Consider the following 15,819-nt stretch of genomic DNA (forward strand, 5'->3'; position numbering starts at 1 on the left):
TCGAATTTAATTCTAATTTATGAAACAAATAAATAATTCTATATCAATAAAACTCGATCGTATCGACAAAAATATTATTCTTCATTTACAACAGAATGGACGGATTCAAAACAACGATCTTGCCAAGCAAGTGGGACTATCACCCTCCTCTTGTTTACGGCGCGTAAAACTTCTCGAAGAAGCAGGCGTGATTCAAAGTTATACCACTCTGGTTGACCCACAAAAGGTCGGTTTCTCTTTGATTTTGTTTTCTCGGATTTGGCTGATCGGTCAGGATGCGGAAACCATTGACTGCTTTATTGAAGCCATGAAAGAGTTACCGCAAGTCATGGAATGTTACATCATCTTGGGTGAATGTGATGCCATGCTCAAAGTGGTGGTTCCTGATCTGGAAAGTTACCGCAAGTTTCAGTCCAGCCATTTGACCAAGAAAAATGGTATTACCAGCGTGAAAACCGATTTACCCAGCCAGATTATTAAGCAAAGTTATCAGTTACCTCTGGACGAATACTAGGAACTTTACTTTTGCGCACGCGGATGTGCCTGATCATAAATTTGTGCTAAACGATCAAAATCAATATGCGTATAGATTTGTGTTGTGTTCAAGTTGCTATGCCCGAGCATTTCCTGAATGCCACGCAAATCACCACTTGCCGAAAGCAAATGACTGGCAAAACAATGCCTGAGCAAATGTGGATGTAAATCAACATTTACCCCTGCTCGTAATGCTTGGGCTTTGACACGATTTTCAATCTGACGTGGTGTTAGACGCGTACCACGCTGAGAAATAAACACTGCACTGTTTGGTTGCAAGCTCTGCCCCATCCAAATTGCTGCCATTTGCAGCCAGCGATGTAAGCTCTGCTTGGCTTTTTGTCCAAAAGGCACAATACGGGTTTTATCGCCTTTACCCGTTACGCGTACCTGCTGTCGTTCAAAATCCAGATCTTGCAGATTTAGGCTTTGTAATTCTGCCAAACGCAGGCCACTGGAGTAAAGCAACTCCAACATAGCTTTATCTCGCAGCCAGAGCTGTTGCTCTAAAGGCTTTTCAGGTGCAGGCTGTTCCAGAATTTGTAAAATGGTTTCAATATCCAACATACCTGGTAACGCCCTTGGTTGGCGCTTTAAACGGAAATCTTTGGCTGGATTTTGGGCAATTTTTTGTTGCTGTTCAACCCACTGCATAAACTGGCGAATCGCACTCAAAGCACGCTGCAAACTACTGGTCGCCAGTTGTTGCCGTTCCACTTTTTCTGCCAAGTATTCACGCAGATCAGCCGAGGCAATATTATTAAGATCTAACTTCTTGCGTTGGCAAAAATTTAGAAAATCCCGAACATCACGTTCATAAGCTGACAATGTATGCTCGGACTGCTGCTGAATTTTACGAGAATTCAGCCATATATGAAGCAATTCGAACATATCCATAAAATCAGCCTATTCATTAAGAAAAAAATCGGGTTAGCATACCACGGCGTTTTTCAGGTTGTTCACGCTGATAAAATGGTGTGGTTTCTTCACGCATATAACGACTCAGACCATCATTTTTTTGATCATCAATAATCGTCAAATCTACAAGACTTGGTTGATCCAGACTCTCAAAGGCAACTTGCCCTATCTGCTGAATCAACTGATCCAGTTGCAATGGTTGCTGCATGTCCAGTTGCAAGCCAATCATTAAAGTCGGTTTAGCATCACGCTGTGGGTTATGCATCAGTGCCAAATACGCGGCTTGTACCTGCGGCTTGGTTTGCAAGAATTTTTGTAGCTGTAACAACAGCTTATAAGGATATTCAGTGGGTTGTCCAAGTAAAACTTCGGTGTCTTGCTGGACTTCATAACTTTCGACCTGACCTGCATCAATTTGCAAGAGCTGACGAATTTCACTTGGGCTAAATTCTTTGCCATAAGCTGACATCGGGTTCATTACCAATGTGTCTCCAAGTGTCATTTCAAAAAACTGCTGCGTTGGAAGATATAAATACGAATGTTCTTCTTCAATGGACTGCTGCAAGGTTTCTAGTGACAAGAAAAATGGTAATGCTTCTGTCCCATCCGCTTTTTTCCATTTTTGCAGATGCAGTTCATCACCTTGTTTCATGTGAATTTGCTCGGTTTTCATCGGCTGAGTCGTTCGATCTGTGACACCTAAGCAGTAAATATGCCCAATCAATAATTGCTGTAAAAATTCTGGACGGTATGCAGGTTCTTTGGCTGCTTTTTCTAATAATTGCTCAAGTTGTTGTTCCTGCATTTGATTTTGCATAATTTTACTCTAGGCAGTATGATTTTTTTAATACTTACAGTATGAAAAACTTCCATTACATAATCAAGCAGCTTCAAGATCAAAAAATTAACTGAGTAACACGAATTATGTTTCAAACACTGAAGCATCAAATGGTTGATGAAAATTGAATACAAAAAAAGAAAATACGAGATCTGTTATGTTTATAAAAATAAGGAAAACATTAAATAGCCCCCAACCCAGACCATCATCTGGCTTGGGGGATCACAATTTAGCTTTGAAAATAACGTAAATCAAAGCGTCCTTCATAGACGTTAGCTGTTGGGCCAGTCATCCAGACCACATCACCATCACGCCACGCAATATGCAATGAACCACCTGCAAGCTGGATTTCGACTTCACTTGCAAGCAAGCCACGGCGCATAGCGCTGACTGCTGCTGCACACGCCCCTGTACCACAGGCCAATGTTTCACCGACTCCACGTTCAAACACACGTAAACGCGCATGCTTTTCATCTACAATCTGCATAAAACCAGCATTAACACGTTCAGGGAAACGCACATGTGATTCAATTTGTGGTCCCAGGTTTGCAACATCTGCCGTCAAAACATCAGGCACAATGGTCACTGCATGTGGGTTACCCATATTCACAACATCAATCAACAGGTTCTGACCATTTGCCAGATCAAGACGATAAAGTTCTTCTTGCTCATCGGCAACAAATGGAATTTCTTGCGGTAAGAATTTTGGATAACCCATATTCACCCGCACCCAACCATTTGGCCCCAATTCAGGCTCAACGATACCTGCCTTGGTCTGTACTTTAATTTTAGTTTTATGTGTCAATTGACGTTCGTGTACAAAGCGTGCAAAACAACGCACACCATTACCACATTGCTCAACCTCAGAACCATCGGCATTGAAAATACGGTACTTAAAGTCGACGTTTGGAAAATCAGGTGGCTCAACAATCAAAAGCTGATCAAACCCAATACCAAAATGGCGATGCGCCATACGCTGAATAGTTACGGCATCCAAGTAGGCACGCTGACGAATCAGATCAATCACCACAAAGTCATTGCCCAAACCATGCATTTTGGTAAATTCTAACAACATCAACAATTACTCCTGAGGCAATAAACGCTCTTTTTCCCATAAAGATTCTATGCTTTCACGTTCACGAATGACATATGCCTGATCACCATCAACCATCACTTCAGCAGCACGACCACGACTATTGTAATTCGAGCTCATGACAAAACCATACGCTCCTGCACCCAACACGGCCAAGGTGTCATTTTCCTGTAGAGCCAACTCGCGGTCTTTACCTAAAAAGTCACCCGTTTCACAGATTGCGCCAACCACATCCCATGCTTTGGTTTCAGTGTCCTGACGTGGTGTTACTGGCTGAATATCCATCCACGCTTCATACAATGACGGACGAATCAGGTCATTCATCGCTGCATCAACAATCGCAAAGTTGCGGTGATTGGTTGGTTTCAACAAATCAACTTTAGTCAGGAGCACACCCGCATTGGCACTAATGCTTCGACCTGGTTCCATATAAACTTTTAAGCCCAGTTTTTCTAAAGCAGGACGCAATGCATTGGCATATTCAACAACACTTGGCGGCACTTCATCTTTATAAGTGACCCCCAGACCGCCACCGATATCGACATGCTTTAACTGGATACCCAGCGTTTTAAGCTGTTCGATCATAAGCATAACGCGATCCAGTGCATCGACAAACGGCTGAGTTTCTGTCAACTGTGACCCAATATGACAGTCAATTCCCACAACATCTAATTGTTCAAGACTGTGTGCATATTGATAAGTTTCAAACACGCTATCACTTGGAATACCAAATTTGTTTTCTTTTAAGCCTGTCGAAATATAAGGATGAGTTTTAGCATCAACATCAGGATTTACACGTAAAGAAATCGGCGCTTTTTTACCTAAACGCGCCGCCACTTTTTCAATGCGATCCAGCTCAGCATGTGATTCCACATTGAAACATGCAATGCCGACATTCAGGGCTTTTTCAATATCGGCTTCAGATTTACCTAAACCTGAAAACACCACTTTACTTGGATCACCACCTGCTGCCAACACACGAGCCAGCTCACCACCTGTGACAATATCAAATCCCGCACCCAATTTTGCCAAGACATTTAACACAGCTAAATTTGAGTTTGACTTCACCGCAAAGCAGATTTGATGATCAATAAAGCTAAATGCCTGATCCATATCTAAATAATGCTTTTCAAAGCTGGCTTTTGAATACACATAAAGCGGTGTAGAAAATTGCTGTGCAAGCTGTTCCAAAGAACATTGTTCAGCATGCAAAACCCCTTGAATGCGGGTAAAACTCATGATAAATCCTTAAAATTACTGAACTTTAGAAGATGGTGTAGAAGCTGAGGTATTGACTTCAGATGCAGCATTTGGCTGTTCATGACGATGGTAAAGCAGATACTTTGGACGAGTATCCAAATTTGGATCGTTTGGTAACTGTAAATCTCCAGCCTGCCCACAACCCACCAAGCTTAGACCTGTCGCCAGCAAGCTAATCACAGCAATCATTTGACGCATCATAGACATCACCTGTATGTAAACTAAAAAGCAGTATACCTTGAACCCTGTTCTGACCAAAGTATTTCTAAAATAAAAAACGCCAGTTTAAAACTGGCGTTTTGCTTTAATGTTTACTGATTTTTTTGGGCTTAAAAAAGAAATACCCGATCAGCAAAATCAAGAACCAGATTGGGCTAACCTTTAAAGCTTTTAAAGTATCTGGCTCCAAAGACAAGACATAAATCATACCAATGAAGAAAATAATCACCACCCAACAGGTCACCAAACCACCAGGCAATTTAAACTTGGACTGCTGGTGTAACTCTGGGCGCGTTTTATAGTAGTTAATATAACTCCAGATGATAATCAGCCACACACAAATAAACAGTATCGTTGACAATGTAGTTGCTAAGGTAAAGGCTTCAATCGTATTGGGTACAAAATACTGAAGTGCAGCACCACCAAGTAAACAAAATGCTGAGAAATATAAAGCATTGGCAGGAACTAAACGTGGGCTTAATTTACCAAACAGTTTTGGACCTTGCCCTTCGCGCGACAAACCAAATAGCATACGGCTAGTCGAAAACACACCACTATTCATGGAAGACATGACAGAAGACAGCACCACCAAATTCATAATAATAGCTGCCGCCGCAATACCCGCGTGACTAAACAAATTTACGAATGGACTAACACTTGGGTTAATCTTATCCCACGGTGTGACTGACATCACAATCACCAATGCAAAAACATAGAAAATAATAATCCGCACAGGAATAGAATTCACTGCTTTAGGCAAGTTACGTTCTGGATCACGAGTTTCTGCTGCCGTTGTACCAACCAACTCCACACCAACAAAAGCAAAAATAGCGATCTGAAAGCCTGCTAAAAAGCCTGTCGAACCTGTGGGAAAGAAACCACCATTTGCCCATAAATGAGTAAATGAAGCAACCTCACCTGTAGGCGCAGTAAAACCTGTAAAGATCATCCATAGACCCACAGCGATGAGCACAACAATCGCAATAATCTTGATCAGAGCAAACCAGAATTCCATCTCACCAAACAGTTTTACGGTAACCAGATTCAGCCCCATAATAAAGAAAATCGAGGTGGCACAAATCAGGGCACTTTCCCCAGGGCTAAATGGATGTCCACCATTAAAAAACTGCAAATAGTTAATAATCGCAGATAGGTCAGCAATCCCGATCGTGATCCAGCACAACCAGTATGTCCACCCTACAAAATAACCCGCCCAAGGGCCAATTAAGTCAGTAGAAAAATCAATAAATGACTTATAGTTTAAATTGGAGAGTAAGAGTTCACCCAAGGCTCGCATAACAAAAAACACCATCAAGCCAATAATCATATAAATAAATATGATGGAAGGCCCCGCCAGACTGATGGTTTTACCTGACCCCATAAATAAACCTGTTCCAATTGCACCGCCAATTGCAATCAACTGTAAATGGCGATTGGACAAGCTTTTACTTAGCTCATTGTGTTCGACTGACTGTTGTTTCATGTCGTATTACCTTTCATTTGTGTTCACTCTCCCTTTGATGCAATACAGTCAAAAAGACAATAGCCCCTTATAAGACTCTATTGCGGGAATCTGTCATGAGATGATTTTGATTTTTCTAAAATAGAACCAAGTTAGAGCAACTTTATAAATATGTATGTAATAAAGAGACTTACAAATTAAAATCGCACCATATTATAGCAAAGCAAGAACCTATTTTTGATCGTATTGAACCAAAGTAGTGCGAATGAGATTTTTTTTAATTTACATTTCTTATAATAACTTAAACTCCCCAGATGGAGAGTTTAAGTTCACTTAATCATTGATTATGCTTTCTTTTTCTTAAACATATAACCAATCGCTAAAATCAGTAGCCACAATGGACTAATCAATAGTGACTGGCGAGTATCTGGCTCAAGCACCAAAATACAGATTGTAAAAATAAAGAACGCAATAACAACATACGACATAAACACACCACCAGGCATTTTAAATGTCGATTTTTCATGCAACTCAGGACGTAATTTACGATAACGGATATAGTTCACCATAATCAGGATCCATACCGATACGAACAAAATTACAGACAAAGTTGTTGCCAGAGTAAACGCAGTAATAGTGTCTGGTACAAAGAACTGAAGGATTGCACCACCCATAATACATGCACAAGAGAACATCAAACCATTTGCAGGAACTGCACTTTTTGATAATTTTCCTAATTTCTTCGGCGCCTGACCATCTTTTGCCAGACCGTAAAGCATACGACTGGTTGAGAAGATCCCGCTGTTCATTGATGACATTACAGATGATAAAACCACCAAGTTCATAATCACCGCAGCAGTTGGAATACCTGCCATAAGGAACAATTCAACAAATGGACTCTTGTTTGGAATGACATGATTCCAAGGAATCACAGACATCACCACAGTTAATGACAATACGTAGAACAAGATGACACGTACAGGAATTGCATTAACTGCTTTTGGCAAGTTGATGTGAGGGTCTTTCGCTTCAGCAGCCGAAGTTCCGACAAGCTCTACCCCAATAAATGCGAAAATCGCAATCTGGAAACCTGCCAAGAAACCTTCAACCCCTTTCGGGAAAATACCACCGTGTGCCCAAATGTTGCTCAAAGATGCCACATCACCGTTTGGTGAGTGATAACCTGTAAACACCATGTACGCACCCGCACAGATCAAAGCAATAATTGCCACGATTTTAACAATTGCGAACCAAAATTCAGTCTCACCAAACAAGCGCACTGTCAATAGGTTCAATAACATTAAGAAAAGCACACAGCCTGCACTAATTAACGCTTGCCCCGCAGGTGTAAACTGCATATCCGGTGGGAGCCAGAAAGTGAGGTAGTTAATTACAGCAGTTAAGTCAGCCATACCCGTAAGTACCCAGCCAACCCAATACGTCCAACCCACATAAAAACCTGTTTTTGGACCAATCAAGTCATAAGACATGTCCACAAAAGATTTATAATTCAGGTTAGACAGGAGAAGTTCACCTAATGCACGCATTAGGAAAAAAACCATAATTCCAATAATAAAATAAATTAATAAAATAGATGGGCCTGCCAATGAGATGGTTTTACCCGACCCCATAAACAAGCCAGTGCCAATGGCACCCCCAATAGCGATCAACTGCAAATGACGATTGTGTAAATTACGTTGTAATTCATGAATCGAATCGTCAGGTGCGTTAATATCATTTAGCTCGTTAAAACTCATTGATAATTATCCATAACAGAGTTGCTGCTAACAAATAGCAATTAGCATTCCAATTTCAGAGTTAGATGCTTAAAAAAAACACATACGGCACAGACGTCCAAAAGACACCGTTTATAAAGCATGAGCCATACAAGATCGATTCCATGATCTCTAGTGTTTTTTATCAGATGAACATGCTAATGTTAAGCCCCTTTTTTATTTTTTTTATACAAAAAAGCACTAAATCATGAGTAAAGTTAAAACGGTCTATCGCTGTGAACAATGTGGAGCAGATCATTCTAAATGGGCGGGACAGTGTTCTGAATGTGGTGAATGGAATAGTTTAGTTGAAATCCGTATAGAACCAAGCATTACTCATCGAGCAAAACCAGGATCATTTTCAGGTGGCTATGCGGGACAATCAGCGCAAATCACCACACTCAATCAAATTTCCATTTCACATGAAACACGACTTGTAACAGGGATCGGCGAATTTGACCGCGTTTTAGGCGGCGGTCTGGTCACAGGTTCAGTGGTCTTAATTGGTGGTGACCCAGGGATTGGTAAATCGACCATTTTATTACAGACTGCAACGCACATGGCGAGCCATAAAAATTCGGCGCTGTATGTTACAGGTGAAGAATCGCTTTCTCAGGTCGCTCTACGTGCCCAGCGCCTCGAACTACCGACCGACCAGCTCAAGGTCATGGCAGAAACCTGTGTCGAACGGATTTGTGAAGTGTTGGCTCAGCAACGCCCTGCTGTTGCTATCCTGGATTCCATTCAAACCCTCTACACTGAAACCCTGCAATCTGCACCTGGTGGTGTCTCGCAGATTCGAGAGTCTGCTGCCTTACTCACCCGTTTTGCCAAAAACAGTGGTACAGCTTTATTTCTTGTCGGACATGTCACTAAAGAAGGTGCTTTGGCAGGCCCACGTGTTCTTGAGCACATGGTCGACTGTGTACTGTATTTTGAAGGTCAATCCGACTCACGTTATCGTATGATTCGTGCGGTAAAAAACCGTTTTGGCGCAGTCAATGAACTTGGGGTTTTTGGCATGACCGATAAGGGCTTACGTGAAGTTGCAAACCCTTCAGCCATCTTTTTGAGTCGTTACGATGAAGCCATTCCAGGCTCGGTGGTCATGATCAGTCGTGAAGGTACGCGTCCTTTACTGGTCGAGGTTCAGGCTTTGGTGGATGACGCACAGGGGCAACCTCGCCGTGTCGCACTCGGTTTGGACCAAAACCGTCTTAACATGCTACTTGCCGTGATGCATCGCCATGGTGGCGTACAAACCACAGGGCAAGATGTCTACGTCAATATTGTCGGTGGTTTAAAAATTACTGAAACAGGCTCAGACCTTGCAGTATTGCTGGCATGTGCCTCTAGTTTACGTGGTAAAGCCTTTCCACAACAACTTGCAGTTTTTGGTGAAGTTGGGCTATCGGGTGAAATTCGCCCTGTTCCTAATGGGCAAGAACGCCTCAAAGAAGCAGTAAAACATGGGTTTAAATATGTGATTTTACCGCGTGGTAATGCGCCACAAAAACCAATTGCAGGTGTACAGGTTATTGCTGTTGCGCGCTTGCATGAAGCCCTACATGAAGCCATGCAACTCAGCGAATAGTTTACCAAAAGGTAAATTATTAAGAGTTTATAGCTATAAATCCAGCAAAACATACCGACCAGATTACAGTATGGCCTCAACTGCATAAAAGTTACTCGTTTACTATTGAAATTCGGTTCAAATAACCGCATAAATGCAATGGAAAATCTGTATTTATATAGGAACAATCAATGAACACACGCCAACGTGGCCTAGTTGCGAGTATTTTAATGGCAACATTGGTGCTATCACCATTGGCTGAGGCAAAACGTGCAGGCGGTGGTCGTAGCCACGGCATGACACGTTCTGTTACTCCAAGTCAGCCACACCAACAGCCAACTTCTACTTACCAAGCACCATCTGCCCCAGCACCGCAACCACAAAAATCTGGTTCAAATTTGGGTAAAATGGTCGCAGCAGGTGCAGCAGGTGCAGCCGTTGGTGCATTAGCGACCCACGCTTTAGCCAATAATGACCATAATGGCACTGCAACATCCGCACCACAGCAAAATGTTCAAGCTGAAAAGAAATCGGGTATCCCAGGCTGGATCTGGCTGATTTTACTCGGAGGCATTGGCTTCTTTATTTATCGTAAAATGAGCGCCAAAAAATCTGAAGCAGCAAATCCATATGTATCTAATCAAGGTTCTGCTCCATTTACAGCGCAGCCAAGCCCAACAAACGAAAGTACCAATAATATTTTTGGTCAAAACGTAGGTGGCAACTCAGCGAGCAATAACCAAGGTTTTGGCGGAGCATACACGAACAATGGTAGCCAATTACCTGATGGTACTGAGCCTGCTTCATTTTTACGTATCGCCCGTCAGCGTTTTAACCATATTCAGTCCGTTAACAGTGCGAGTAATATAGAAGAAATTCGCCGCTACTTAACGCCTGAACTGTATAACTCAATGTATCAGGACATTATGGCAAACCGAGATCAGGACGTTGCAGAATTTAGCAATCTCAATGCAATGGTGGCAGGTTCAGCGACTGAAAATGGCCAGTATGTTGTCAGTGTGCGTTTTACAGGAACTGTTTCTGAAGACATGAATAGCTTACCGCAGCCATTCACTGAAGTTTGGCACTTTGTAAAACCTGTAGGTTCACAGCAAGATTGGCTTGTTGCAGGGATTCAAGTCGAAAACTAATTTTCGCAGTCAAAAAAAATCAGTTGCTTGCAACTGATTTTTTTACATCTAAATTTAGCGTTTTGGTAATGGAATATACTGAGCGGTGGTATTTTTTAACTTACGCTCTCCAACTTTCACAGCCAAATCTAGCGCTGTACCTTTACGGTCAATTGCCAAATGAATGGTACTGTTCGGTGCCTGTAATGCAACATAATTAATCAAATGTGATGCCGAAGTAATATCATACTGATTTACTTTTAGAATTTTATCTCCAATACGTACACCCGCATCTGCTGCTGGACCACCTGTCAATACACCTGCAACCGTAACACCTGCGCTATTGCCAGCAGATGACTGCCATTGAGCATCCTGTTTTGGCGGCATCAAACTAATTCCCAACCAACCACGAATGACTCGACCATCTTTTAAAATTGCATCAAACACTTGCTGGCAAATTCTGGCAGGAATTGCAAAACCAATTCCAAGTGAACCACCCGATTGTGAAAAAATTGCAGTATTGATACCGACCAAATTTCCTGCAACATCAATTAATGCACCACCTGAATTACCTGGGTTAATCGCAGCATCGGTCTGAATAAAATCTTCATAGGTGTTAATCCCTAAATCTGAGCGTCCTGTTGCCGAGACAATTCCTTGTGTCACGGTTTGCCCCACACCAAATGGATTACCAATCGCTAAAACGACATCCCCTACTTCATTACCACTGAGTTTAAAAGGTACAACAGGCAGATTTTGTAGATCTATTTTAATCACAGCCAAATCGGTATCTGGGTCTGTACCAATCACTTTAGCTTCTGCACGGCGACCATCTTTCAAACCTACAACAATTTGATCGGCCTGAGCAATCACATGATTATTGGTTAAGATATAGCCATCAGCACGTACAATAACCCCTGAACCTAAACTATTTTCATTTTTGTTGAGTTCTTCAGGTATGCGATTGCCAAAAAATTCACGGAATACGGGGTCATTGAGTAAGGCATTATCACTACGATTGACTTTTTGTGTGGTAAAAATATTCACAACCGCAGGCGCAGCAACTTTTACAGCATTACGATAAGACTGTACCCCTCCCTCCTGATTATGTTCTACCAATACTTGCTGCTTCTCGATTGGCATAGCAACACCATCCGATGCAACCACTACTTTGGGTTTTTGCATCTTTTGCCATGCAGTAAATCCTAAAATCACAAAAATTAGTAAAACCCATGGCAACCATGTCAAGGTTTTGCGCACGTTATCATCCTCTGTCGGGTATCTTCTTCATTAACAAAAAAGTTTTCGGGTCAATATTGTAAAATGAAATATTCATAAAAAGCTAAAAACTTGGCAAGGTTTTGTCTAGCTTTAGTTACAATAAGCTTAATCAACTTCACAACAACAGCAGTGATTTTGGAATGATCCAATTGAACTGAATGAGGAATTTTATGGCGCAGTTACAGGATATTTTACAGTGGTGTGATCAAACCTTACTCAGCTCTGAATTTAAAGACTATGCGCCAAATGGTTTACAAATCGAAGGCAAAGCAGACGTTAAAAAAATTGTTTGTGCAGTAACTGCTTCGTTAGATGCCATTGATGCTGCAATTGAGGCACAAGCTGACCTATTACTGGTACATCATGGTTATTTCTGGAAAGGTGAACCTGCACCAATTACAGGCATGCGTGGTGCGCGTATTAAAAAACTGATTCAACATGATATCTCACTTGTCGGTTATCATCTGCCTTTAGATGCGCATCCAAGTTTAGGCAACAATGCTGCCATTGCAGAACTTTTACAGTTTGAAAATATTCAGGCACTCAATCCTGGTGATCGCCACCCGATTGGCAATATTGGCTATTTAAAACAAGCCGTTTCTGCCGCAGCATTTAAGCAAAAGCTTGCCGAGGTTTTTTCTCGCGAGATTATCCATTTGCCATCGACTACTGAAAAAATTCAGAAAATTGGTTTTTGTACAGGTGCCGCACAAGATTTTATTACTCAAGCAGCAGAACAAGGCTGCGATGCCTATATTTCAGGTGAAGTGAGTGAACGAACGTTTTACGAAGCACGTGAGCTAAACGTACACTACTTTGCTTGCGGGCATCATGCAACTGAGCGTTATGGTGTACAACGGCTGGCTCAAGCACTTACCAAGCAGTTTGATGTAGAAGCAATTTATTATGAACAAGACAATCCCATCTAAATAATATCTAAATCAGATTGAAAGAATTGTCATTGTACAAAACAGCACGTATATTGTATTTCATTGTTTATCAACCACGTTTTTTGTTGAAAAATACATTAAACTATTCACCACAAAATTTTCAAACCCAGCTTACGCAAGGAAAGAAAGATGACAACGATTACCCTACCTGCTCTTCCATATGGTTATGATGCGCTTGAACCACACATCTCGAAAGAGACTTTAGAATTCCATCACGACAAGCATCACCAAACTTATGTAACTAACTTGAATAACCTGATTAAAGGTACGGACCTTGAAGGTAAATCTTTAGAAGAAATCATCACTGCAAGTGCTGGCGATGCTTCTAAAGCTGGTATTTTCAATAATGCTGCTCAAGTTTGGAACCACACATTCTACTGGAATTCTATTGCACCAAACGGTGGCGGCAAACCTACTGGCGCAATTGCTGCAAAAATTGATGAAGCTTTCGGTTCTTACGAAAAATTTGCTGAACAATTTGCCACTGCTGCTGCAACTCAATTTGGTTCAGGTTGGGCTTGGTTAGTTGCAGACAAAGTAAACGGTAACTTGTCTATCGTGAAAACTTCAAATGCAGACACTCCACTTGCACACGGTCAAGTTGCAGTATTAACCATTGACGTTTGGGAACACGCTTACTACATCGACTACCGCAATGCACGTCCTAAATACATCTCTACTTTCTTAGAAAGTCTAGTGAACTGGGACTATGCAAATGCAAAACTTGCTGGTCAAGCTGCTGGTGTAGAAAAATAAGTTTTCTTTGAAAACTTTAAAAAAGGCGTCATTTGACGCCTTTTTTTATAACTAAAATGTCCTAAATTTAAAGTTACTCCAGACAAGTGATTATAAATCCAACAAATAAATTTATTTTTGATTTTTAACTTGACCTAACTGCCAGTAATCCATAGAATGCGCTTCAGATTCTCCAATAGCTCAGTCGGTAGAGCGACGGACTGTTAATCCGCAGGTCCCTGGTTCGAGCCCAGGTTGGAGAGCCACTATTCTTCCATAGCTCAGTCGGTAGAGCGACGGACTGTTAATCCGCAGGTCCCTGGTTCGAGCCCAGGTGGAAGAGCCAAGATTCGAGAAAGCCCTGCATCATACATGCTGGGCTTTTTTTTATATAAAAATAACCAATCATGAACGAGCCTTATTTTGTTTCACGCCGCTCTATACCGAGTTTAAACAGAATACAAATCAAACAAATCCGCTCTAAGCCTACAAATCAGGCTCAACAAAAATGCACAGACAAGCTGTGCATTTATTTCAACAACCAAGCCTATGATTAAACTTGTTTCATAAACTCATTCTATTTATCTTGCTCTTCAAAAGCCTAATGAATATTCAAAGCATCTCGCATAATAAAAAACAAATCAGTCTGATCAATTAAACCAGAAACATTCGCTGCACGTGGACCATAAGCCGCAATACGGACTTGCGCACCTGTATGCTCCTGACTATTCCCTGTTGAAGTGGCATAGTTGACAGCCATTGGCGACTGGTCTTTAGTCAACAAGTTTGCGGTTTTCCCTGGGCTATCAGCATCTACAGGAATGATCTGGCTGGTATGCGCATGATCACCTGTAACAATAATTAAAGTGTCAGGATGTGTTTTAGCAAATGCCAGTGCTTCTTGAACTGCTTCATCTAAAGCCACAGTTTCACCAATTTGCCCGCATGGATCAGCAGCATGGTTTTGTTTATCAATCGAACCACTTTCCACCTGCAAGAAGAAACCTTTTGGGTTTTTCTCAAGAAGCTGAATCGCTTTTGCAGTCATCATCCTCAAACTTGGCACCTCTGCCCCACGTGCAGGGTTAATCTGGCAACGCTGTGCAGCTTGTTTATTGCCATTCAGTACTGCTTTAGGGCCAATCCAGCTTACAGGTAAATTGCCTTGCGCAAATAAGCCTAAAACAGGTTGCTGTTGATTGGCTGTGCTGAGTTGACTTAACTGATCAGCATTAGAAACTACTTTATAACCGCGCGCCTGAGCCTGCGCTAATAAAGTCTGACCTTTATATTGCCCCGCAGTTGCCATTTCATTAAATGAAGTTGCACCACCACCCAAAGTTACATCGGCACGTGCATCGAGCAGTTGTTCACTAATCGAACCCAAGCCACCATTTTCCAAAGTATTCGTTGGGCAGAGTTTTGCTGTTGAAGATGGCGAATAGCATTTACGATGGGTGACATGCGCAATCAATGCTGCAGGTGTCGCATCTTGTAGTTCAGTTGTGGTGACATTACCCGTTGCATAACCTGCACGTTTTGCCAATGCTAAAATTGATTCATGTGCTTTTGCCTGCACATCGACCCCAATTGCACCATTATAGTTTTTTATCCCCATTGCCCATGCAGAAGCTGATGCTGCCGAATCTGTTACATAATCAATGGTTTTGTCTTTATTGACCGAATAGGTGGTATAGCTGCCTGTAAATGGCAAAACATCAATCCCTTTAAAATAACCTCCTGCCCCTTCAACATAATTACGGGCGATGGTGATTTCCGAGTCACTGGTACCATCCCCAATAAATAAAATCACATGCTTGACATGACGAGAGCTGATCGAAGCCTTAAGCGCCTCACTACGCTCTGCAGTTAGGCGGGTTGCACCTGAAAACTGATCCAGCTGTCCCTTAGCATGTGGGGCAATTAAGCTACTCTGTGATGTTGTGGTCTGTGGCAGGCTATTGCACGCACTGACTGCGATTGCCACGCAACTGCTGAGTAAAAGTGGTTTTAAGTTCACAAAGAGGCTCCTGTTATCTGTATTGTTTTGC

General features: G+C 41.9%; 14 protein-coding genes and 2 tRNA genes. 7 read left to right on the forward strand and 9 right to left on the reverse strand.

Going from position 1 to position 15,819, the window contains the following annotated elements; translation table 11 throughout:
- Nucleotides 1-19: 19 nt before the first annotated feature.
- On the forward strand, nt 20-514 hold the full coding sequence (locus F975_RS11150; RefSeq protein ID WP_004753338.1) for an Lrp/AsnC family transcriptional regulator: 495 nt from the start codon (nt 20-22) through the stop codon (nt 512-514).
- A 5-nt stretch (nt 515-519) separates the two neighbouring features.
- Here the strand turns inward: F975_RS11150 and xerC are convergent, their stop codons facing one another.
- The 7 genes from xerC to F975_RS11185 all read right to left on the reverse strand — a co-directional run bounded on the left by xerC (nt 520) and on the right by F975_RS11185 (nt 8,081).
- The gene (gene xerC, locus F975_RS11155) at nt 520-1,431 is read right to left on the reverse strand and encodes a tyrosine recombinase XerC (protein WP_004753340.1); all 912 of its coding nucleotides are present in this window, start codon (nt 1,429-1,431) and stop codon (nt 520-522) included.
- 16 nt (nt 1,432-1,447) lie between these two features.
- Entirely contained in the window at nt 1,448-2,269 is an 822-nt protein-coding gene (locus F975_RS11160) for an enhanced serine sensitivity protein SseB C-terminal domain-containing protein (protein WP_004753341.1), read from the reverse strand.
- A gap of 250 nt (nt 2,270-2,519) precedes the next feature.
- Complete coding sequence (dapF, locus tag F975_RS11165; RefSeq protein WP_004753343.1) at nt 2,520-3,365, reverse strand: diaminopimelate epimerase; 846 nt, start codon at nt 3,363-3,365, stop codon at nt 2,520-2,522.
- A gap of 6 nt (nt 3,366-3,371) precedes the next feature.
- A complete protein-coding gene (gene lysA / locus F975_RS11170) occupies nt 3,372-4,622 on the reverse strand; it encodes a diaminopimelate decarboxylase (protein WP_004753345.1) in 1,251 nt (416 codons plus the stop codon).
- 15 nt (nt 4,623-4,637) lie between these two features.
- Nucleotides 4,638-4,844, reverse strand: a complete 207-nt coding sequence (gene lptM / locus F975_RS11175; protein ID WP_004753348.1) for an LPS translocon maturation chaperone LptM — start codon at nt 4,842-4,844, stop codon at nt 4,638-4,640.
- Nucleotides 4,845-4,947: 103 nt separating this feature from the next.
- Nucleotides 4,948-6,345 carry an amino acid permease gene (locus tag F975_RS11180; RefSeq protein ID WP_004753350.1) on the reverse strand — a complete coding sequence of 466 codons (1,398 nt, stop codon included), beginning with the start codon at nt 6,343-6,345 and terminating at the stop codon, nt 4,948-4,950.
- A gap of 323 nt (nt 6,346-6,668) precedes the next feature.
- A complete protein-coding gene (locus tag F975_RS11185; protein ID WP_004753351.1) occupies nt 6,669-8,081 on the reverse strand; it encodes an amino acid permease in 1,413 nt (470 codons plus the stop codon).
- Nucleotides 8,082-8,307: 226 nt separating this feature from the next.
- Between F975_RS11185 and radA the strand changes: the two genes are divergently transcribed.
- Together radA and F975_RS11195 are read left to right on the forward strand one after the other, a co-directional pair.
- Nucleotides 8,308-9,693 (forward strand): DNA repair protein RadA, encoded by a 1,386-nt coding sequence (gene radA, locus F975_RS11190; protein ID WP_004753353.1) that lies wholly within the window; start codon nt 8,308-8,310, stop codon nt 9,691-9,693.
- A gap of 170 nt (nt 9,694-9,863) precedes the next feature.
- Nucleotides 9,864-10,823 carry a Tim44 domain-containing protein gene (locus tag F975_RS11195; RefSeq protein ID WP_004753354.1) on the forward strand — a complete coding sequence of 320 codons (960 nt, stop codon included), beginning with the start codon at nt 9,864-9,866 and terminating at the stop codon, nt 10,821-10,823.
- A gap of 54 nt (nt 10,824-10,877) precedes the next feature.
- Here the strand turns inward: F975_RS11195 and F975_RS11200 are convergent, their stop codons facing one another.
- Nucleotides 10,878-12,062, reverse strand: a complete 1,185-nt coding sequence (locus tag F975_RS11200) for a S1C family serine protease (RefSeq protein ID WP_004753357.1) — start codon at nt 12,060-12,062, stop codon at nt 10,878-10,880.
- Between the two features lie 191 nt (nt 12,063-12,253).
- On the opposite strand from F975_RS11200, the gene F975_RS11205 reads away from it, so the two are divergent.
- The 4 genes from F975_RS11205 (at nt 12,254) to F975_RS11220 (ending at nt 14,114) form a co-directional block, all read left to right on the forward strand.
- Complete coding sequence (locus F975_RS11205; protein WP_004753358.1) at nt 12,254-13,012, forward strand: Nif3-like dinuclear metal center hexameric protein; 759 nt, start codon at nt 12,254-12,256, stop codon at nt 13,010-13,012.
- A gap of 150 nt (nt 13,013-13,162) precedes the next feature.
- Nucleotides 13,163-13,789, forward strand: a complete 627-nt coding sequence (locus tag F975_RS11210) for a superoxide dismutase (RefSeq protein ID WP_004753360.1) — start codon at nt 13,163-13,165, stop codon at nt 13,787-13,789.
- 169 nt (nt 13,790-13,958) lie between these two features.
- A tRNA-Asn gene (locus tag F975_RS11215) sits at nt 13,959-14,034 on the forward strand.
- Nucleotides 14,035-14,038: 4 nt separating this feature from the next.
- Nucleotides 14,039-14,114 (forward strand) — tRNA-Asn (locus F975_RS11220).
- A 255-nt stretch (nt 14,115-14,369) separates the two neighbouring features.
- Here the strand turns inward: F975_RS11220 and phoA are convergent.
- Entirely contained in the window at nt 14,370-15,788 is a 1,419-nt protein-coding gene (phoA, locus tag F975_RS11225) for an alkaline phosphatase (RefSeq protein WP_004753362.1), read from the reverse strand.
- Nucleotides 15,789-15,819: the final 31 nt, after the last annotated feature.

The sequence above is a fragment of the Acinetobacter brisouisimilis genome, assembly GCF_000368265.1.
GTDB lineage: Bacteria > Pseudomonadota > Gammaproteobacteria > Pseudomonadales > Moraxellaceae > Acinetobacter.

Bases quoted from the DNA above. Each gene is read 5' to 3' on its own strand.
- F975_RS11150 (WP_004753338.1), top strand. From the start codon at position 20: ATGAAACAAATAAATAATTCTATATCAATAAAACTCGATCGTATCGAC.
- xerC (WP_004753340.1), bottom strand. From the start codon at position 1,431: ATGGATATGTTCGAATTGCTTCATATATGGCTGAATTCTCGTAAAATT.
- F975_RS11160 (WP_004753341.1), bottom strand. From the start codon at position 2,269: ATGCAAAATCAAATGCAGGAACAACAACTTGAGCAATTATTAGAAAAA.
- dapF (WP_004753343.1), bottom strand. From the start codon at position 3,365: ATGTTGTTAGAATTTACCAAAATGCATGGTTTGGGCAATGACTTTGTG.
- lysA (WP_004753345.1), bottom strand. From the start codon at position 4,622: ATGAGTTTTACCCGCATTCAAGGGGTTTTGCATGCTGAACAATGTTCT.
- lptM (WP_004753348.1), bottom strand. From the start codon at position 4,844: ATGATGCGTCAAATGATTGCTGTGATTAGCTTGCTGGCGACAGGTCTA.
- F975_RS11180 (WP_004753350.1), bottom strand. From the start codon at position 6,345: ATGAAACAACAGTCAGTCGAACACAATGAGCTAAGTAAAAGCTTGTCC.
- F975_RS11185 (WP_004753351.1), bottom strand. From the start codon at position 8,081: ATGAGTTTTAACGAGCTAAATGATATTAACGCACCTGACGATTCGATT.
- radA (WP_004753353.1), top strand. From the start codon at position 8,308: ATGAGTAAAGTTAAAACGGTCTATCGCTGTGAACAATGTGGAGCAGAT.
- F975_RS11195 (WP_004753354.1), top strand. From the start codon at position 9,864: ATGAACACACGCCAACGTGGCCTAGTTGCGAGTATTTTAATGGCAACA.
- F975_RS11205 (WP_004753358.1), top strand. From the start codon at position 12,254: ATGGCGCAGTTACAGGATATTTTACAGTGGTGTGATCAAACCTTACTC.
- F975_RS11210 (WP_004753360.1), top strand. From the start codon at position 13,163: ATGACAACGATTACCCTACCTGCTCTTCCATATGGTTATGATGCGCTT.